This window comes from Paenibacillus beijingensis (genome assembly GCF_000961095.1).
In the GTDB taxonomy this organism is placed as follows: Bacteria; Bacillota; Bacilli; order Paenibacillales; family Paenibacillaceae; genus Paenibacillus_O; species Paenibacillus_O beijingensis.
This window is the reverse complement of record NZ_CP011058.1, coordinates 1,300,865-1,320,691: the sequence shown is the minus strand read 5'-3', so window position 1 is coordinate 1,320,691 and position 19,827 is coordinate 1,300,865. Positions and strand designations below refer to the sequence as shown.

At 54.4% G+C, this 19,827-nt stretch carries 18 protein-coding genes and 1 pseudogene; 16 read left to right on the top strand and 3 right to left on the bottom strand.

Annotated elements, in window-relative coordinates; genetic code table 11:
* The first annotated feature begins 126 nt into the window (after positions 1-126).
* Entirely contained in the window at positions 127-990 is an 864-nt protein-coding gene (locus VN24_RS06125; protein WP_045669666.1) for an oxidoreductase, read from the top strand.
* A 150-nt stretch (positions 991-1,140) separates the two neighbouring features.
* On the opposite strand, the gene VN24_RS06120 is transcribed toward VN24_RS06125, so the two are convergent.
* Positions 1,141-1,566 carry a carboxymuconolactone decarboxylase family protein gene (locus tag VN24_RS06120; protein ID WP_045669665.1) on the bottom strand — a complete coding sequence of 142 codons (426 nt, stop codon included), beginning with the start codon at positions 1,564-1,566 and terminating at the stop codon, positions 1,141-1,143.
* Between the two features lie 128 nt (positions 1,567-1,694).
* Here VN24_RS06120 and VN24_RS06115 point away from each other — a divergent pair, with 128 nt between their 5' ends.
* The 4 genes from VN24_RS06115 to VN24_RS06100 all read left to right on the top strand — a co-directional run bounded on the left by VN24_RS06115 (position 1,695) and on the right by VN24_RS06100 (position 6,168).
* Complete coding sequence (locus tag VN24_RS06115) at positions 1,695-2,150, top strand: Lrp/AsnC family transcriptional regulator (protein ID WP_045669664.1); 456 nt, start codon at positions 1,695-1,697, stop codon at positions 2,148-2,150.
* Between the two features lie 247 nt (positions 2,151-2,397).
* Positions 2,398-3,390 carry a substrate-binding domain-containing protein gene (locus tag VN24_RS06110; RefSeq protein ID WP_045669663.1) on the top strand — a complete coding sequence of 331 codons (993 nt, stop codon included), beginning with the start codon at positions 2,398-2,400 and terminating at the stop codon, positions 3,388-3,390.
* Positions 3,387-4,850, top strand: a complete 1,464-nt coding sequence (locus VN24_RS06105) for a sensor histidine kinase (protein WP_045669662.1) — start codon at positions 3,387-3,389, stop codon at positions 4,848-4,850. The genes VN24_RS06110 and VN24_RS06105 overlap by 4 nt, the downstream gene beginning before the upstream one ends.
* On the top strand, positions 4,825-6,168 hold the full coding sequence (locus VN24_RS06100; protein ID WP_045669661.1) for a response regulator transcription factor: 1,344 nt from the start codon (positions 4,825-4,827) through the stop codon (positions 6,166-6,168). The genes VN24_RS06105 and VN24_RS06100 overlap by 26 nt, the downstream gene beginning before the upstream one ends.
* Before the next feature lie 127 nt (positions 6,169-6,295).
* Here VN24_RS06100 and VN24_RS06095 read toward each other — a convergent pair whose 3' ends face one another.
* Together VN24_RS06095 and VN24_RS06090 are read right to left on the bottom strand one after the other, a co-directional pair.
* On the bottom strand, positions 6,296-6,598 hold the full coding sequence (locus tag VN24_RS06095) for a metal-sensing transcriptional repressor (protein ID WP_045669660.1): 303 nt from the start codon (positions 6,596-6,598) through the stop codon (positions 6,296-6,298).
* Between the two features lie 63 nt (positions 6,599-6,661).
* Positions 6,662-7,795 carry a cation diffusion facilitator family transporter gene (locus VN24_RS06090; protein ID WP_082083640.1) on the bottom strand — a complete coding sequence of 378 codons (1,134 nt, stop codon included), beginning with the start codon at positions 7,793-7,795 and terminating at the stop codon, positions 6,662-6,664.
* Between the two features lie 250 nt (positions 7,796-8,045).
* On the opposite strand from VN24_RS06090, the gene VN24_RS06085 reads away from it, so the two are divergent.
* From VN24_RS06085 to VN24_RS28060, 11 genes and pseudogenes are all read left to right on the top strand, one after another.
* Positions 8,046-9,473, top strand: a complete 1,428-nt coding sequence (locus VN24_RS06085; protein WP_045669659.1) for a sugar porter family MFS transporter — start codon at positions 8,046-8,048, stop codon at positions 9,471-9,473.
* 337 nt (positions 9,474-9,810) lie between these two features.
* Positions 9,811-10,938 (top strand): Gfo/Idh/MocA family protein, encoded by a 1,128-nt coding sequence (locus VN24_RS06080; RefSeq protein ID WP_045669658.1) that lies wholly within the window; start codon positions 9,811-9,813, stop codon positions 10,936-10,938.
* Complete coding sequence (locus VN24_RS06075; protein ID WP_148505342.1) at positions 10,925-12,001, top strand: Gfo/Idh/MocA family protein; 1,077 nt, start codon at positions 10,925-10,927, stop codon at positions 11,999-12,001. Before VN24_RS06080 ends, VN24_RS06075 begins: the two co-directional genes overlap by 14 nt.
* A gap of 38 nt (positions 12,002-12,039) precedes the next feature.
* On the top strand, positions 12,040-13,299 hold the full coding sequence (locus tag VN24_RS06070) for a glucuronate isomerase (RefSeq protein WP_045673031.1): 1,260 nt from the start codon (positions 12,040-12,042) through the stop codon (positions 13,297-13,299).
* A 40-nt stretch (positions 13,300-13,339) separates the two neighbouring features.
* The gene (locus tag VN24_RS06065) at positions 13,340-14,101 is read left to right on the top strand and encodes an SDR family oxidoreductase (protein WP_045669656.1); all 762 of its coding nucleotides are present in this window, start codon (positions 13,340-13,342) and stop codon (positions 14,099-14,101) included.
* The gene (locus VN24_RS06060) at positions 14,098-15,375 is read left to right on the top strand and encodes a nickel pincer cofactor-dependent isomerase, group 22 (protein ID WP_045669655.1); all 1,278 of its coding nucleotides are present in this window, start codon (positions 14,098-14,100) and stop codon (positions 15,373-15,375) included. The genes VN24_RS06065 and VN24_RS06060 overlap by 4 nt, the downstream gene beginning before the upstream one ends.
* A gap of 51 nt (positions 15,376-15,426) precedes the next feature.
* The gene (gene larE, locus VN24_RS06055; RefSeq protein WP_045669654.1) at positions 15,427-16,248 is read left to right on the top strand and encodes an ATP-dependent sacrificial sulfur transferase LarE; all 822 of its coding nucleotides are present in this window, start codon (positions 15,427-15,429) and stop codon (positions 16,246-16,248) included.
* Positions 16,245-16,922: a nickel pincer cofactor biosynthesis protein LarB gene (larB, locus tag VN24_RS06050; protein WP_045669653.1), complete on the top strand. Its 678-nt coding sequence runs from the start codon at positions 16,245-16,247 to the stop codon at positions 16,920-16,922. Before larE ends, larB begins: the two co-directional genes overlap by 4 nt.
* Positions 16,919-18,214, top strand: a complete 1,296-nt coding sequence (gene larC / locus VN24_RS06045; RefSeq protein WP_045669652.1) for a nickel pincer cofactor biosynthesis protein LarC — start codon at positions 16,919-16,921, stop codon at positions 18,212-18,214. Before larB ends, larC begins: the two co-directional genes overlap by 4 nt.
* Positions 18,215-18,721: 507 nt before the next feature.
* On the top strand, positions 18,722-19,021 hold the full coding sequence (locus VN24_RS06040; RefSeq protein ID WP_045669651.1) for a hypothetical protein: 300 nt from the start codon (positions 18,722-18,724) through the stop codon (positions 19,019-19,021).
* Between the two features lie 480 nt (positions 19,022-19,501).
* A pseudogene (locus VN24_RS28060) lies at positions 19,502-19,786 on the top strand (MFS transporter); the annotation flags it as partial.
* Positions 19,787-19,827: the final 41 nt, after the last annotated feature.

Sequence of the window (19,827 nt, the reverse complement as noted above, 5' to 3'; positions counted from 1 at the left end):
TTTTGAAGCAGTTTTTGAGCCAAATTGATAAATTTGCTGGGCCGTTTAGGAAAGTAAGCCGGCTCCCGCTTTGTTATCCTTAACTCATCGCTCATCCAATACAATTGAGAAGGGAAGAGGAATAACATGACAACTTCTAAAGCAGCTTCAAAAGTATGGTTCATTACGGGAGCATCGAGAGGTTTCGGGCTGGAAATTGTAAAAGCGGCTCTGGCTGCCGGCGACAAGGTGGTCGCGGCCGTTCGCGGCGAAACGGAGCAGCTGGCAGGCCGGCTCGAAAATGATCCGAATCTGTTCGTGACCCGGCTGGACGTCACGGACGAAAATCAGGCCAAAGAGGCGGCAGGGCAAGCGGTTGACCGCTTCGGGCGCATCGATGTCCTGGTCAACAATGCCGGCTACGGCCTGCTCAGCGCGGTGGAAGAGGCAACGGGCGAAGAAGTGAAGCGGAATTTCGAAGTCAATGTGTTCGGCCTGCTGAACGTGACTCGGGCGGTTCTGCCGATTATGCGTGAGCAAAGATCGGGACACGTGATCAATATTTCGTCGGTAGGGGGGCTGAGTGCTTATGCCGGCTGGGGGATATACGGCTCCACGAAGTTTGCCGTTGAAGGACTGACGGAAGCGTTGGCACTGGAATTGGCTCCGCTCGGGATTTACGCCACCGTCGTCGCGCCGGGCTTCTTCCGGACGGAATTTCTGGATACGACGTCCTTGACGAGAACCGCGAACGTCATTGACGATTATGCCGACACGGTAGGCGAAATGAGAAGCTTCGCCACGCAAGTAAACAAGAAGCAGCCGGGCGATCCGGTCAAGCTGGCGCACGCCTTCATCCGCTTGGCGCACGCCGACCGGCCTCCGGTCCATCTGCTGCTCGGCACAGACACGCTTGCCCGGTACAACGAGAAGACGGCCAACCTTCAGCAAGACAATGAAGCGTGGTACGATGTCATTACGGGGACGGACCACGACGACGTGGCGCAGTAACCAAACGGACGGCCGGCAGTAGGAATGGCTATTTTCGAAAACGACGACAATAACCCGTCCTTGGCGCAAACCTGGCGGGTTATTGCCGTTTGATTAATGCCAATAATTAAATCCGGAACGGCTCCTTTGTCTGATGGGGCTTAACCGCCGCTAGAACGTTGCGTGTAAATCGTCCGCTTGCAGGTTCATGATTGCACCGAACATTTGGGAAGCGGTTGTAAAGCAAATATACGTACACAATTCCACGATCTCTTGCGGCGTGAACGATTCGCTTAAAACGGCAAACGTTTGGTCGCTGATGGACGATCTGTTGTTCAGCACCATATCGGCAAAAGCGACCGCAAGACTGATTTTCTCATTGGCCGGATTGGCGTCGGGCGCCCCTTTCGCTTTGCAGTATTCGCAGCAGTTGCCGTAAGCGAGCGTTCTTCGCACCTGCTCCTTTAATTCGGCGCTTAACCCCTCCGTCTCAAAAATCTCCCCCAAACCGTTCCAGCCTTTCAACACCGCTTCGTGGTGCCCCATCAACCGCTGAAAGGCGGTTTCACCCACTGCTGAATATGCGATTCGCGCCATCTTTTCAACTCTCCTCTCGTATGACTAAAATTATATACAAGGGGTTCTCCGTTCTTCCATTCCATTTAAAACGAATTTATGCCAATATTGTTTTCAGATGTAAGCGAATGAGGAGGAAGGGGTTATATATGAAAATAGATGAAACGGATCTGTCCATTTTGGATGTGTTGTCGAAAGATTCGCGGTTGTCGTTGCGGGAAATCGCCAAGCAAGTGAACCTGTCTCCTCCTTCCGTTGCCGAACGTGTCCGGAAGCTGGAGAGCCAAGGCGTCATCGACAAGTACACCATTACGGTTAACCGTGAAAAACTTGGGCTGACGCTTGATTGTATGATCGAAGTTACGATTAAAAACGGCGAGTACGACAAGTTCAAACGTTTTGTGGAAAAGCACCCGCGCGCCGTATTTTGCTATCGGGTTGCCGGACGGGCATGCTTTTTTGTGAAGCTTTCGGTCACCGGCCTGCAGGAAATCGAAGCCTTTATCGACGAGGTCGCCCAATATGCCGTTGCGTGCACGCACATTATCTTCTCAGAGGTTTCTCTGTCGACGGATATGAAGCAGCAGTTTGACATCAGTGAGTGAAGGGACGACAAATTGCGACAAACATCCGTATTTCGCCAAAAGTGAAGCACGCAGCGTATTCGGGCGTCAGCCGGTATTTGATGACCGTCTTTCTTTTCGTTCCCTTGACGATTCCTGTATAATGAGTCTAACGACCAAGCAGAAACGGCTGTCGCCGTCTTAATGGCGACCAAAAGTTTCGCGATGAAATCAAAGAAAGTATTCGTGCAACTTTATACTTACTTTGATTTGAACAAAGGAGTGCTGCATGCCGTCCCGAAGATGGAATTTTGCAATCGTGATCCTGTTTATCGTATTTGCCTGCTTGCTGCTGCAGTTCGTATTCTCGACGATGCGTCTCCGGGAGCTGGTGAACCCTAAACCCGGCGCAATGAACGGAAATCCGCCGCCTCATGTCGTTTTAATTGCCCAGGAAATTGACAATCCGTACTGGCGGACGATTGAAGAGGGAGCCCGGGAAGCGTCGGAGAAATACGGGATGAATGTCGAATATACCGGTCCGATCCGCATCAATCCGGCGGAGCAGATCCGGCTGCTTGAGAAAGCGATTGCGGCCAAAGCCGACGCGATTTTGGTGCAGGGCATTAACGATCCGCAGCAGCGGTTGCTGATCGGCCAGGCGGCGGATAAAGGCATTCCGGTCATTACGGTGGACGCGGACGAGCCGTACAGCCGGCGGCTGTCCTATATCGGCACGAACAATTTGAACGCGGGCAAAACGATGGGAGAGCTGGTAGCGAAAGCGGCAGGAGGCGAAGGCAGCATCGGCGTGCTGATCGCCAATGAGAATTCGTACAGCCAGCAGCTGCGGCTGGCCGGCTTCCGCGAGGTGATCGGCCGATACCCTGATCTGGACGTTGTCGGGGTTCGCGCCTCCGACAATTCCCGCTTACAGGGAGCGCAGCAGGCCGAGGAATTGTTGGCGAAGTACCCTCAGGTCCGCTATATGATCGGTTTCAGCGCGCTCGACGGACTGGGGATTTTGGAAGCGGCCAATCGCGAAAGTCCGGCGGGACTGAAAATTTTCGCATTCGACGATTTGAGCGAAACGAAGGAAGCGGTCCGGCAGTGCAAAATCGTGTCGACGATCGTGCAGCAGCCGCATGAAATGGGGTATGGCGCGATCTCGATGCTGCATGACTATTTCCAGGGAAAGAAGCCGGCGCCGCAGTATTATACGCAAGCAAACATCCTGACAGGAAGCAAGGCCGCAGGCGGAAGCGGAGGAAGCTGCCCATGACGATTCGAATGAAGCTGCTGCTGTTTATCCCCTTGCTCGTCCTGCTGGTCAATTCGGTGACGTACTTCTTATTCGAGAGCGGAAAAATCGTACAGACGAGCTATGACCGGACGATAGTTCGCGTTTTGCTGTACAAGCAATCCGTCAAGACGGCGGAAGATCATCTGAAAACGCTTTATGGTTATTTGCTCAACCCGAATGACGGCGGTGCCGGCGAGCTGGGGAGATCGCGGGAGCAGCTGCTTGCGGCGCGCGCGTCGCTTGTTGATACAACCGCTTCCACCCCGATGGCATCGGCGGCAGCCGGGTATGTCCATATGTTGGATACGCTGATGGAGCAGGAGCAGGCAGCTCTGGCCGCGGCAACGACGCCGGCGCTGCGCCCCGCGCTGGACCGTTACGAAGAGGCGGAGCAAACAACCGGGTTTATCCGCGAGGAGGGGCAGCATCTGGTGGATATGGAGCTGAGCCTTTACCAGCCGGTTTATAAGCAAATCCAGCAGGAAACCGGGCGCATCAACCGTTTGGGGGCCGCGATCTTGATCGTCAACACGGTGATGAGCGTTGTAATCGCGATCTGGATTTCCCGGAGCATTACCCGGCCGGTAAGCCGTCTTGTCGCCATGGCCAGACAGGTTTCCACTGGAAACCTGCGTCTTGAGCCGCCGCCGCGATCGGGTGACGAGCTCGGAATTTTGTTGGGCGCATTTACGCAAATGTCATCTGACCTGAATGTGCTGATCGAGAAGGATAAAGAAAGCCTGGAGAGGGACCGGTTTGTGAAGGAATTGGAGCTTCAGGCGCTGCAAAGCCAAATCAATCCCCACTTTTTGTTCAATACCCTCAATGTGCTCTCCAAGCTGGCGCTGCTGGAAGGGGCGGAGAAAACGAGCGATCTGATCGTATCGATGTCCAATTTGCTGCGGTACAATTTGCGCAAGCTGGACCGGCCCGTCACATTGCGGGAAGAGCTGGAGCATGTCAAAGAATACATTACGATTCAACAGGCACGCTTCCGCGACCGCGTCAAATTCGAGACGGATATCGACGATTCGGCGCTCGATGTGCCGATCCCGCTGCTGACGCTTCAGCCGATTGTCGAGAATTCGTTTCTGCACGGCATTGCGGATATGGAGCAAGGCGCGGTCATCCGCCTGGAAGCGGCCCGCAGGGCGGACGAGGTACGCATTACGCTGTCCGACAACGGGATCGGCATGAGCGAGCAGGAGCGGCTCGCGCTGCTCCGTCTGGAAGAGGCGGAGGCAGGAGCGGAGAAGAAGCCGCAGGCTGGGACGGGGCTGGGCACAAGAAACGTGTTCAAACGGCTGCAGCTGTTCTACGGCAGCGGCGATCTGGTGGACATCGAAAGCGGGCCAGGCGAAGGAACGAAGGTTACGATTCGGATTCCAGCGGGAAAGGGGGGCGGAACGATCCATGTACAGAGTGATGATCGCCGATGACGAAGCGCTTGAGAGGGAAGGACTGGAATGGATTGTCCGGAATATGATGCCGGGCGAGTTCGAGATCATCCATGCGGAAAACGGGCGGATCGCGATCGAACGGGCGGAGGAGCATCATCCGCAGATCGTGCTGATGGATGTCAACATGCCGGGCATCCGCGGCCTCGATGCCATCCGGGAAATCAAATCGCGTCTGCCGGATACGAAATTTGTGCTGGTCACGGCGTATGATTATTTTTCTTATGCGCAGGAGGCGCTTTCGCTCGGCGTAAAGGAATACATCGTCAAACCGGCCAAGCGGACTCATGTCGTGGAAACGCTGAAGCGGCTTGTGGAGGAGCTGGACAGCGAAAGAAGCAAACGTACCGAGGAATTGGAGCTCAGGCATACCGTTTCCAGGCTCATTCCTTTGGCCGAGAACGAGCTGGCGCTTATGATCATGGTCCATCAAATCGTGGACGCGGATGCCGGGCAGCTCGCCGAGTGGCTGGACTTTCCACTGGATGGAGGTTGCGCGGTCGTTGTTGCTTTTCCGAAAGACGTCTATACCCGGGACAAAAAGAAGATCTACGATTCGGTCCGCAGCTTTGCCAAAACAAGCGGGCCGGACTGCATTGTCAGCTCGCTGATCGACCGCCATATGGCGATTTTCCTGCGGACTCCTCCGGCAGCGGCGGGAGAGGTGTGGAAACAGGAAACGATCCGGTACGGCGAGGAGCTCATCTCGCGGGCGAAGCGTCAGCTCGACATGACGTTATTTGTAGGCATCGGGTCGGCGCAAAGCGGAACGGAAGGGCTGCACCAGTCGTATTTTGAAGCGGTGTTTGCATCCACCTACTTTGAGCACGGCGGAAAAGCATGCCATTTCGACGATCTGAAGAAAGGCAGCGGCGTTCCGCTCCCTGTGCCGGGAGAAGGGTCTTTGAACGAGAGCGCGCTTCACCGGTCCTACGTCGTTTCCGCCCTGCAGCGGAACAGGGAAGAACGCGAGCAGCAGACGCTGACCGTTCTCGACCGGGCCAAAAGCTATATCCAGGAACGGTTCACAGAGGATATTTCGCTCGAGGAAGTGGCGGAGTACGTTCATCTGAATCCCTTTTACCTCAGTAAAATTTTGAAGCAGCAAATCGGGGAAACGTTCATCGACCTTGTGACCCGCCTGCGGATCGAGAAGGCCAAGGCGCTGATGGCGTCGGAGTCGCTCAGCCTGAAGGAAGTATGCTTCGAGGTCGGCTACAAGGACCCGAATTACTTCAGCCGGGTATTCAAACGAGTGACGGGCATCACCCCTTCCGAGTACCGCGGCCAAGCCAAATAAACCCGTACAGAACACACTCCGTTTATAAAGCGTGGCAGTTGGAACGTGCAGAATCGTTCTAGGCTGTCACGTTTTTTTTTACAAAAACGATCGTTAACCGTTCGTGAAATCCGCACGCCCGCATTTATCAACGGATAAAATGATCCAATGCTTTGTTCAGATCATCCAAAATTTTAGTCCGATCGTCACCAGAGCCGGCATTGATAACACAACTTTCCAGATGGTCTTTTAATAAAAGCTTTGCTGCGTTATCCAATGCTTTACGAACGGCCGCAATTTGAAGCAGCACTTCTGCACAATCGCGGCCGTCGGCAGTCATCTCCTTAACAGCGCGAAGATGTCCTTCAATTCGTGACAGACGGTTTACAATTTGTTTGCGGTGTTTATGCTCATGATCATGAGTATGATCCGGCTGATGATTATCGTTCATATTCTTACCCTCCGGAAAGATGAATGATGCCCTTGGAAATATACAAGGGCATCATTTGCGGAATTATTTTGCTGCAGGTTGCAGATGACTATGATGACTATGATGCCGATGTTTATGATCGTCATGAGAAGGATCATGTTTAAGGTCATGGTCATGGTGGTGCTGATGCTTATGGTGGTGATCGTGGGGATCATGGTGATGATCGTGCCCATGTTTATGCGAATGCTTGGCAGCATGGAAATGAGCATGCTCATGAAAAGAATAGCCTTGTTCTTCAACCGGATCCACATGAACCTGTACCTTCCCCAAATGCTCAATATCATGCTGCAAACGATGGATGACATTTTGAGCGATTGCATGTCCTTCTCTAACCGACAGGTTCGAATCCGTAGTAATTGAAATTTCGGCTAATATTTCATGACCAAACCAGCGTGCTTTGATGTCATTTACGGTTTGAACGCCTTCAACCTGAGAAGCGGATCTTGTGATCGTATCGATGGTTTCGGGCTCGATTCCGTCCAATAAGCGGGTAAACACCGCTTTTGCCGAGTCTTTTACAATGAAGAGTATCATAATTGTAATCACCAGTCCAACGAGCGGATCCACAATCGGGAAGCCTAGCCACACTCCAAGGACACCAACCAATACAGCGAGCGAAGTCATTCCATCCACTCTCGCATGCTGACCGTCAGCAATCAGTGCGGCGCTTCCCATCTTTTTACCCATGCGTATGCGGTAGATGGCGACAATTTCATTTCCGATAAAGCCTACGATCGCGGCGATTGATGTCGCGCCCAAATGGGTGAAGGTTGAACCATGGATCATCCGCATGACAGATTGATAACCGGCTACAAAGGCGCTGAAAGCGATGACAAGAACAATGATCAGGCCGGCAATATCTTCTGTCCGGTTCAATCCGTACGTAAAGCGTTTTGTTGGAAGCTTACGGCTTAGCACAAAAGCAATCCATAACGGAATGGATGTCAATGCATCCCCAAAGTTATGAATGGTATCGGCGAGGAGCGCAACACTGCCGGATATGGCTACAATAATAGCTTGAAAAAGGGCGGTTATCAACAGACCGACAAGCGAAATCAATAAAACCTTTGTCGCTTCCTTACTTTGGATAATATTCGAGTCTACGCCGCCATGCGTATGAGAGTGTCCATCGGGACCATGATGATGTCCGAAACCCATCGTATCACCTCTTTTAATTTTGGTCCTATTATATCCCCCTGGGGGGGATAATTCAACACATGGACTTTTTTGTGTTCAGCAGGACAAAAATATACTAGTTTGCTCCTCGCAGCCGGCAAATCGGGCGCCAAGATAATTAAATGCAGGAAGATCGCAGAAAAGTGCAGATGATATGAGCTTTGGCCGGAAGCTCCTCGTGCTATAATTTTCTCGAAAGATGCAGTGCTAATGACGGAAGGAGAGGATAACAGTGTCATTAGTCATCAAAAAAGAGAATGAAAAAAAGATAGAAAAACAGGCTGAACGGCAGAGCGGGGAAACTGCGCAGAAGCCGAATATGGTGTTTGTCACGCTTGTCTCCATCGTAGCGGCTTTGGGCGGCGTATTGTTCGGTTTCGATACGGCTGTCATTTCGGGTGCACTCGGCTTTTTGGGGGAGCGCTTTCAATTAAATCAGGTACAGCTCGGCTGGGCCGTTTCCTGTTTCCTTATCGGTTGTATTGCGGGCTCGGCTATCTCCGGGGTGCTCAGCGATCGGTTCGGCAGGAAAAAAGTGCTGATTGCGGCGGCGTTCATTTTTATGGTCGGTACCGTCGCCTCCGCGCTTCCGGATACGTTCACCGGTTATTATATCGCCCGGATGATCGGCGGCCTCGGAATCGGGATTACATCGGCGCTAAGTCCGCTTTATAACGCGGAGATTGCTCCGGCGAAATACCGCGGCCGGCTCGTTGCCTTGAACCAGCTTGCCATCGTGACCGGAATTTTTCTTGTCTACTTTGTCAATTTGTGGATTACAAGCTTCGGCGACGATGCCTGGGACGTCTCCAGCGCTTGGCGCTGGATGTTCGGAGTCGGGGCGGTTCCCGGCTTGCTGTTCCTGGTGCTTCTGTTCTTCGTACCCGAAAGTCCAAGATGGCTGATCAAGAAAGGACGTCCTGCGGAGGCGCTGCCGATTTTGATCAAAATCCACGGTGAGCAATTGGCCAGAGAAGAAGTGTTGGCGATCAAGGAAGTGTCCAAGCAGGAAAGCGGCGGCTCGTTCCGGCAGCTGTTCATGCCCGGTATGAGAACCGCCCTCATGGTCGGTGTCGTTCTGGCGGCGCTCCAGCAGGTCACGGGAATTAACGCCGTCATGTATTACGCTCCGGTCATTTTCAAGGAAACGGGCATGGGCGCGAATGCATCCCTGATCCAAACGATTATGGTCGGGTTCGTCAACTTGGTCTTCACGCTGCTGTCGTTGTGGCTCGTCGATAAAGTAGGGCGCAAAGTATTGCTTCTCATCGGTTCCATATCGATGACGGTATGTTTGACGGTTATCGGACTGGCTTTCCAAACCGGCCAAACGTCCGGACCGATCGTGCTGATCTTCATTTTGCTCTATGTCGCTTCATTTGCGATTTCACTTGGCGCCGTACTGTGGGTCATTTTGTCCGAAATCTTCCCGGCCCCCATCCGCGGCAAAGCGGTCGCGATCGGAACGATGACGCACTGGGTGGCGGATTACGCCGTTTCCCAATCGTTTCCGCCGCTGCTTTCAACGGCCGGTCCGGCCGTAACGTTCTGGATTTTCGGTTTCATGGCTCTCGTAACGGTTATCTTCACCTGGCGCGCAATTCCTGAAACGAAAGGCAAGTCGCTGGAGGAAATCGAAACGATGTGGGCGAAGAAATAGGATTTTACAACATGATACGTTGAGAGTTATTGAGGCTCCCGGTTTGTCCCGTATGCGGACGGCCGGGAGTTTTTATTTTGACCAAAGGAGGGGGGCTCAATTCCACCTATCCCGCCAGGTGACATTTTTTTTACGTCATTGCTTCAGGTGCGGTGAAGGGGTAAAATGCAAATTGTAAGGGCTTACAAATCTTACTTTGTGCCGCCTGTGCTGGACGATCAGCCCTTCTATCCGGGAGCAAAAGGATGGAGTAATGACACAGCAAAGGATTACATAGATATTGGCGAGCAGGTAAAGTTTGGAAAGTAGAGGCGAAGAAAGGTTGTGAACATTTCAGATGAGCGAGATCCGGCTTGGCATTATCGGCCTCGGCAATATGGGAACGGGGCATGTCCAGTACTTAATCGACAATGAAGTGCAGGGAGCAAGGATTGCGGCCGTATGCGACAGAGGTTCCGAAAGGCTGAAATGGGCAAAAGAAAACATCGGAAATAACGTCGAGCTCTTTGATGACTTGGACCGCTTTTTCGCATTCGATGGGCTGGACGGCGTTCTCATTGCGACTCCTCATTATTCCCATACGGAGCTGGCGATCCGGGCTTTCGAACGGGGGCTGCATGTGCTTTGTGAGAAGCCTGCCGGCGTTTATACGAAGCAGGTGCGCTTGATGAATGAAGCCGCCGCGAAATCAGGCAAAGTATTTAGCCTGATGTATAACCAGCGCACCAATCCGCTCTACCAGAAGCTTCGCGACCTTATCGCTTCCGGCGAGCTGGGCGAGATTAGACGGACCAACTGGATTATTACGGACTGGTACCGTTCGCAAAGCTACTACGATTCCGGCGGCTGGAGAGCGACTTGGGCCGGAGAAGGCGGAGGTGTGCTCATTAACCAAGACCCGCACCAGCTTGATCTTTGGCAGTGGACGACAGGACTGAAGCCGAAACGGCTTCGCGCCTTTTGCTACTTCGGTAAATACCGCGACATTGAAGTAGAGGATGACGTCACCGCTTTTGTGGAATATGAGAACGGGGCAACCGGCGTTTTTGTGACGACGACCGGCGAAGCGCCGGGAACGAACCGGTTTGAAATTTGCGGGGACCGCGGAAAAATCGTGATCGAAGACGGGCGCTTGCATTTTTGGCGTCTTCGTGTGCCGGAGCCGGAATTTAACCGTACGTTCAAAGGAAGCTTCGGACAGCCGGAATGCTGGAAATGCGAGATTCCGATTGCCGGAGTGGAATCGGGCCATAAAGGGATTACGCAGAACTGGGTGAATGCGATCCTGCATGGCGAGCCTTTGCTCGCTCCAGGAGAAGAAGGGATTAACGGGCTGATGCTTTCCAATGCGATGCTGCTGTCCACCTGGACCGATGGCTGGGTGAACTTCCCGATCGACGAACAGCTATTTTACGATCATTTGCAACGAAAAATCGGAAGGAATGATCAAATTGCCGCACAATGACGGAATGAATTACGCGCCCAAGGGGAAGCCGAACCCGGTTGTGAAGGCAGTTGAGTTCAGGTTCGCCGCCGTTGCGCTGGATCACGGGCATATTTACGGGATGTGCAACGGGTTAATCGAAGCGGGCGCGGAGCTGAAATGGGTGTACGATCCCGATCCGGCCAAAGTAGACGCCTTCTGCAAAACGTTTCCTCAGGCGCGGGTCGCCTCCTCCGAAGAGGAGATTTTTACGGATCCGGAAGTGCGGTTGGTCGCCTCGGCGGCCGTTCCGTCCGAACGATGCGCGCTCGGGATGAGGGTGCTCAGCCATAACAAAGATTATTTTACCGATAAAGCTCCCTTTACGACATTGGAGCAGCTGCGGCAGGCAAGGGCGAAAACGGCGGAAACCGGACTGAAGTACGCCGTCTATTACAGCGAGCGGCTGCACGTCGAAAGCGCCGTGTTCGCCGGTCAACTGATCCAGGAAGGCGCCATCGGGCGGGTTGTGCAGGTGATCGGCCTCGGTCCGCACCGGCTGAATGCCCCTTCCAGACCGGAGTGGTTCTTTCAAAAGGAACGCTACGGCGGTATTTTATGCGATATCGGCAGTCATCAAATCGAGCAGTTTCTGTTTTTTGCAGGCTGCAAAGACGCCAAAGTTGTGCAAAGCAAAGTCGCCAACTACAACGCTCCGATGTACCCCGAGCTTGAGGACTTCGGCGATGCAACGCTCATCGGCGACAACGGGGCGACCCATTACTTCCGCGTCGATTGGCTTACTCCTGAGGGGCTCGGTACGTGGGGAGACGGCCGGACTCTTATTCTCGGCACGGACGGCTACATTGAGCTGCGGAAATATATCGATATTGCGCGCGATCCGCGGGGCGATCATTTGTATTTGGTCAACAAGGAGGGCGAGCGGCATTTTTCGCTAGCCGGCAAAATGGGCTATCCTTTTTTCGGACAGCTGATTCTCGATTGCCTGAACCGGACGGAGCATGCGATGACGCAGGAGCATGCGTTCAAAGCCGCCGAGCTTTGCCTGCTGGCACAGCAACAAGCCGTAGTGGTGAGCGGATAATCTGCGGATAAATCTCATGCGGAGAAAGAAGGATGGGGATGCATGGACCACTGACAGACCGTATCGCCGAGATGAAGGAAACCGTCCGCCGGCTAGCGAGAACGATGCCGGTTACGGATATGCACACGCATCTGTATCCGGCCGAGTTCGGAGAGCTGCTGCTTTGGGGCGTCGACGAGCTGCTCACTTACCATTATTTAATCTCGGAGTCGTTCCGCTGGTCGGAAGTGCCTTACGACGACTTCTGGTCGCTGACGAAACGCGAACAGGCGAATTGGATTTGGCGGAAGCTGTTCATGGACCATTCTCCGATCAGCGAAGCAACAAGCGGCCTTATTACGATTTTCAACCGGATGGGATTGAACACGGCATCCCGGGATTTGGACGAATACCGTGCGGCATGGGCGGATCGAACCGTGGAGCAGCAGCTCGATGACGTGATGAGAATCGCAAAAGTAAACGAAATCGTCATGACCAACGATCCGTTCGACCCGCAGGAACGAAAGGTATGGTTATCCGGAGGAGGGAAGACGGACTCCCGCTTTTATGCGGCTTTGCGGATCGACAGCCTGCTGAACGACTGGCCTCGTGCGGTTAGCGAGCTGCAGGGGCTCGGGTACCAGGTCGTGGAGGCGTGGACGGAGGAAACAAAAGACGAGGTCCGCAGATTTCTTACGGAATGGATCGTCCGCATGGACGCACTGTATGTGGCCGTCTCGCTGCCGGGCGATTTCGGATATCCGTTGGACGACCACCGCTCCCGTATGATCGACGAAGCGATCGTGCCCGTCTGCCGGGCGCATGCGCTTCCGTTCGCTCTTATGATCGGCGTGCGCCGCCAGGTGAATCCGCTGCTGCGGCTGGCCGGCGACATGAGCATGCGCGCGGATGCGACTGCCGTCGAAGCGCTTTGCCGCCGATACCCGGACCAGAAGTTTCTGGTCACGATGCTTGCGCGCGAGAACCAGCACGAGCTCGCCGTACTCGCCCGAAAGTTCCGCAATGTCATGGTATTCGGCTGCTGGTGGTTCCTTCATATCGAATCGATGGTGGAAGAAATGACCCGTTTTCGGTTGGAGCTGCTCGGCACCGCGACGATCCCGCAGCACTCCGATTGTCGGGTGCTGGAACAGCTCATCTACAAGTGGGAGCATTCGCGCACGATTATCGGCGATGTGCTGGCGGACCGGTACGAACGCCTTTACCGCGAGGGCTGGCAGGTGACAGAGGCGGAGATTCAGCGGGATTTGGAGGATTTGTTCAGCCGCAACTTTTGGACATTTATCGGACGAAAATAGGAAGCCGTTCACAACAGGGGAGAGGGGGCGGGGGACAAAGATGTTTGATTTGACAGGCACCGTATCGGTTGTGATCGGCGGCAGCGGCGTACTCGGAGGCGCCATGTCGGAAGCGCTGGCCGCAGCTGGTTCGAAAGTGGCGATTGTCGGCCGGGATCTGCAGAAAGCGGAGTCCGTGCAAGCCCGCATCGAGCGGGAGGGCGGGGAAGGCGTTTGCTTCACTGCCGATGCGACCCGCGAAGGCGAGCTGAAACGGCTGCTTGCACAGGTTCTGGCGTGGGGCGGAAGGGTCGATACGCTCGTAAACGCTTCGGGGACGAACAGCGCGACGCCTTTTTTTGAGCTGGGTACGGAGGAATGGGAGCGCATCATGGCCGTCAATCTGCACAGCGTGGTGCTCGCCAGCCAAATCTTCGGCCGCCACATGGTTCAGCAGGGCGAAGGAGGGGCAATCATCAATATCTCGTCTGTTTCCTCAGGTCCGCCGCTGTCGAACGTGTTTACGTACTCTGTATCGAAGGCCGGCATTAACAGCGTCACGCAATTTCTGGCCCGGGAATGGGCTGCCCACGGCGTCCGCGTCAATGCGATTATCCCGGGATTTTTTCCGGCGGAGCAGAACCGGAGCATTCTGACGCCGGCCCGCGTGGAGGCGATTATGCGTCACACCCCGATGGGCAGATTCGGAAGTCCCGAGGAGCTGAAAGGAACGGTTGTTTATTTGGCCTCCAAACAGGCCTCATCGTTTGTGACCGGATCGCTTATTCGCGTAGACGGAGGATTTGGAGCGATGACGATATGAGCGACATTCTGACGAAGCTGGTCGAGCATGTGCCGATTCCGAAAATGGTGCGCATCCGCCAAACCTTCGACGATACCAAGCTGGACGATCCTTTGGGCGAGCTGATTCGCCGACTTCGCGCGCCCGGCGCAATGGACGGGATTGCAGCCGGTCAGAAAGTGGCGGTAGCCGTCGGCAGCCGCGGAATTTCGCGCATCGATGAGCTGACCGCCACCGTCATTGCGGAGCTGAAACGGATCGGAGCGCAGCCGTTCATCGTGCCGTGCATGGGCAGCCACGGAGGCGCGACGGCAGCGGGCCAGGCGGAAGTGCTCGCCCACCTCGGTATCGACGAGCAGCGGATGGGCGCGCCCGTCCGCTCGTCCATGGACGTGATCGAGCTTGGGGAGCTTCCGAACGGGCTGCCGGTCTATTGCGACAAAATCGCGGCGGAAGAGGCGGATGCGATTGTCGTCATTAACCGGATCAAGCCGCATACGGCGTTTCGCGGTCCGGTCGAAAGCGGGCTGCTCAAGATGCTGGCGATCGGCCTCGGCAAGCAGAAGGGAGCCGAAGCGTGCCATCAGATGGGCTTCAAATATATGGCGGACAATGTGCCTGCCATGGCGAAGGTGATGCTCGACAAGCTCCCGGTTCGGTTCGGCGTGGCGGTGGTCGAGAACGCATACGATCGCATATGCCGGATTGAGGTGCTCGGCGCGGATCAGATGGAACGGCGCGAGCCGGAGCTGCTTGCGGAGGCGAAACGGCTGCTGCCGCAAATCCCGTTCGGGCAGCTGGACGTGCTCGTGATCGATTATATCGGCAAAAACATCAGCGGCGATGGGGCGGATCCCAACATAACGGGAAGGTATCCGACGCCGTACGCGCAGGGCGGGCCCGACGTCAATAAAATCGTCGTGCTCGATTTGACGCCTGAATCGGGCGGAAATGCAAACGGCGTCGGCACCGCCGACTTTACGACCGCCCGCCTGGTCGCCAAAACAGACTGGCCGGCAACGTACGCCAACGGCCTGACCTCCACGGTATGCGCGCCTACGAAGCAGGCGACGACGCTGGCGAGTGACCGCGACGCGATCAAGGCGGGCGTTAAAACGTGCAACATTTTAGACTACGGGGCCTGCAGGCTCGTCCGCATCCGCGACACGCTTCATCTGGCGACGATCGAAATTTCGGAAGCGCTGCTTCCGGAGGCGCTTGGCAATCCCCGGATCAAGGTGATCGGGGAGCCTTACGAATGGACGTTTGACGATGACGGATATTTGCCCAAATGACTGGATCAACGGCAGGATGAATGGAAGCAGACGAACAGGAGGGGCATCGTCATGGACACGAAATATGACAAGCTGAAGGACATTTTGGCCGAAATGGGCTCGGTCGTCGTGGCGTTTTCCGGCGGAGTGGACAGCACGCTGCTGCTTCATGCCGCGATCGAGACGCTCGGAAGGGACAACGTCCTTGCCGTTACGGCCGATTCCGAGACGTATCCTTCCGAAGAGCTCGAGGAAGCGAAACGGCTTGCGGGCGGCATCGGAGCGTCTCACGTCGTGATCGAAACGTCGGAGCTTGCCATTCCCGGCTACAAGGAAAACCACGGCAACCGCTGTTATTTTTGCAAAAGGAATCTGTTTGAGCAGCTGGAGCCGTTCCTGAACGGCGGGAAATACCGTCACATCGTCTACGGGCTCATCGCCGACGATATGAATGAGCACCGGCCCGGAGTGAAAGCGGCGAAGGAGCTTGGGGTACGCGGGCCGCTGCAGGAAACGGAGCTTTATAAATCGGAAATCCGCGAGCTTTCACGCATCAAAGGGCTTCCGACCTGGAACAAGCCTTCGCTGGCCTGCCTTTCCTCCCGCATTGCGTACGGGGAAGCCATTACGGAGGAAAAGCTCAGCCGGGTGGAGAGAGCCGAACGGTTCATTCGTTCCGAAGGCTTGCGCCAAGTCCGGGTGCGGACGCATGGGAGCATCGCGCGAATTGAAGTGGAAAGCAAAGAGATAGAGCAATTGCTAGCGAAGGCGGACCGGATTACGAGTCATCTGAAGGATCTGGGGTATATGTACGTAGCGATGGACCTTGGAGGTTACCGAAGCGGCAGCATGAACGGGGAACTGAGCCTGAGCCGGAAAGGATCGTCCCTATGAAAAAGTTTGAGGATATGACGTTCTGCAAGCTGGATATCGGCAGGGAAGAGCGGACCGGATTTCCCGAGGTCGTATTCGGATTGGGAAAAACCGCCGAGCAGACCGAGGCGATTTTTGCGCGCCTTGTCGAAGTGCACGGACGGGCGCTTGTGACCCGGGCGACGCCGGAAACGGCGGCGAGGATTGCGGCGCGATATCCGCTGGCGGCGTATGACAGCGTCGCCCGGATCATCCGTTACGGAGAGCCGCGGCGGATGCTGGCCGGAACGGTAGCCGTCGTGACCGGCGGGACGTCCGATATTCCCGTTGCGGAAGAAGCGGCCGTCACGGCCGAATGGATGGGCTGCACGGTGGACCGGATCTATGACGTCGGAGTGGCGGGCATCGACCGTTTGCTTGCGCACCGCGACCGGATTTGCGAAGCCCATGTCGTCATTGCAGCGGCAGGAATGGAAGGGGCATTGCCCAGCATTGTCGGGGGCATGATCCGCCGACCGATGGTCGCGATCCCGACTTCGGTAGGATACGGCGCGCATTTTGAAGGCATAGCGGCACTGCTCGCCATGATGAACTCATGCGCTGCGGGCATCACGGTCGTCAACATCGACAACGGGTTCGGGGCGGGTTATCATGCGGCGATGATCCTGCAGCTTGCAGCGGAGGCACCGCAATGAAAATCTTATATTTGGACTGCATATCGGGCATCGCCGGGGACATGACGTTATCCGCGCTTGTTGATTTAGGAGCCGATCCGGCGTTTATTCGCTCTCATCTGGCAAAACTTCCGCTTGAGCTGTTCACGATCGAGTTTATTCCGGTTAACCGGCGCGGCATTATGGCGAAATGGCTGGATCTGCGGTTTTCTGAACGCGATTATCTTCATGATCACCAGGATCATCAAGATCACCATGATGATCATTACCATCGTCATCATGACCATCATACTCACCATGACGATCATGACGAGCGATTTGATATGCCCGATCATGCCCGGCACCATCCTCACGACCCGCGCAAAGCGGCCGATATCTTGCAAATGATAGCAGCATCAGACCTGCCTGAACGGGTGAAAGAGCGAAGCTCGGCAATTTTTCGCGTTATTGCCGAAGCGGAAGGCAAAATTCATGGCGTCGATCCGGACGACGTTCATTTTCACGAGGTTGGAGCTCTGGACTCCATCCTCGATATTATCGGCGTATGTCTGGCTTTGGAGTGCTTCGAATTTGACGAGTTGCTCGTATCTCCGGTTCCGACCGGAACGGGCCGGGTGCGGACGGCCCATGGGCTATATCCGGTTCCGGCGCCGGCTACCGCTGAAATTTTGCGGGGAGTGCCACTGTCGTCATTCACGGAGGAAGGGGAGTTAACCACTCCTACAGGAGCCGGTATTGTCAAAGCTCTTGCAAGCGGGTTCGGTCCGATGCCCGCAGGGACGATCGACCGCATCGGCTACGGCGCGGGGACGAAAGATTTTCAGCATCCCAACGTTGTCCGCGCCATCTTGATGACAAAAGAAAGCGATCCTAAGCGAAGCGGTTTGCAATCCGTAATCGTTATCGAAGCTCAGGTGGACGATATGACCGGAGAAGCGCTCGGATTTGCAATGGATCGCTTGTTCGAGTCCGGCGCGCTTGATGTTTATTTCACGCCGGTTTATATGAAGAAGAACCGCCCGGGAGTGCTCGTCAGCGTGCTCGCCCATCCGGAATCCGCGGAGCGCTGCGAACAAACGCTGCTCACGGAAACGTCCACCTTCGGTCTGCGCAAAGCCGTTATGGAACGAAAGGTGTTGGACCGCTGTTTTATCCAAATCCAATCGCCGTATGGACCGATCCGGGTGAAACAAGGCTGGGATGGCGAGCGCCTGGTCCACCAATCCCCCGAGTTCAAAGATGCCGCCGCTGCCGCCTGCAGCTTCGGCGTCCCGCTGGAGACCGTGATGCAGGCCATTTACAAGGCGTTATGAATGGGGATCTGAGTCGCTCGCTCCGAAAAACCTTCCGATGATCTAACGGAACTCAGTGCTCTTATTTTGCATTTATGAGCCCATTTGGATATCTAACGGAACTCACAGCTCTTAATCGATTGAAAATGGTCTATTTTCAGACCGAAAAACCGAAATAAGGTCCGATACTTCCGTTAGATTTTCAAATCGAACAACATGAGCGGAATAACGTCCACTGCTTCCGTTAGCATCCAAGAACAACCCGTAATGGAAACAGTTTTTCAGGGTCGTTCTACTAGAGTATTATCGGGTTGTAGCGGAAGCGCCGCACAAGGAAAGGCCGAGGGAAAGCATCCCCGGCCTTTTTTTCATATATGTTGGGGTCGGGCCAACATTTTAACGAAAATATAGGCTAAAGACAATTGGGACGATCGTCGAAGCTTCGTTTCTGGAGAAATTCGGAACCAAGCCCTAAATCCGAATAATATTCGCATCGGAAAGTCGTTAAATAAGCACGATGTATATTCTGTGACTTTTGAGTCTGCAAACTGGACAATTCTTGCTACGTATGACATTGACCGTGATTTGTTATTAGACGCAGTTTTCTTCGATCATGCTGACGAGAGCAACGTAAAAGTGATAGACACAAATGTTGGTGTCATGTTTGAAGTACACAAGCAGAGCTTAGGACAGTCAAATACGGTTCAGCGGAGGATGTTTGCTAAGATCAAAGCAAAACAAAAGAATCCATATGTAAAAGAGGAAAGCATGACCGAGAAAGTAACATCAATGTTGACGATTGAAAAAGTTAGTGCAGGTGGATTCTGAGGGTTTGATATAAAACGGGAATCCACTCTACAGTAGCGAGGTTTGCGGTTGGATTGCTGTTCCGTATTGTGCGGCTGCTGGATTGCTCGGTTTTTGGCCTGGCTTGCTTTGTTTATTGCAATTCCAGTTAGTATGGCGACTGGTATTATGTCGTATAGATTTAAATGCTCGTCTACAGTTATCGGCAGCTTTGTGCTCCCTGAGTGAGCTCCGGACTCTAAAGTGTCCGAACATGACGTCGGCGTGCACTTTGACCAAGACACGAACAAGCCGTTTCATGTGTGCCATAACTGCCAGATCATCGCCGCCCGGCATTCCAGGTGGATGCTGAAAGCGCATATGCAGCTTCTTTTCCGCCCCGCGCGGTGCTCGGTCACACGTCGGCGGTCAAAACCTCGTGCGGACGCAAGCGATGGAGAAGAAATCTTAGGATGATGAACGATAGACAGAAAAAGAGCTGTCCTAATTATGGCGCACTTCACAGGATTGGGCTTGGCACCGATCTACCCATGCATGTTGCATGAGACGCCGATTCGTTTCGGCAAGACGAATGCTTCGACCCTTATGGGGTATCAAATGGCGGTTGCGTACACGGGCAGTACATTGATGCCACCGTTTCTTGGATTTCTTGCAGGTTTTTCGACCATTGGTATATTTCCTCTGTACCTTGTCGTATCAGCCGCTGCCTTGCTTCTGTTCTCAGAATGGCTGAACGTAGTCCTGCGGAAACGGAAAGAATTGAGACAGATCCGGGCTATATCATGATCGAACAACTCCCGCTCGGTCCGTATACGACGGGCGGCCGG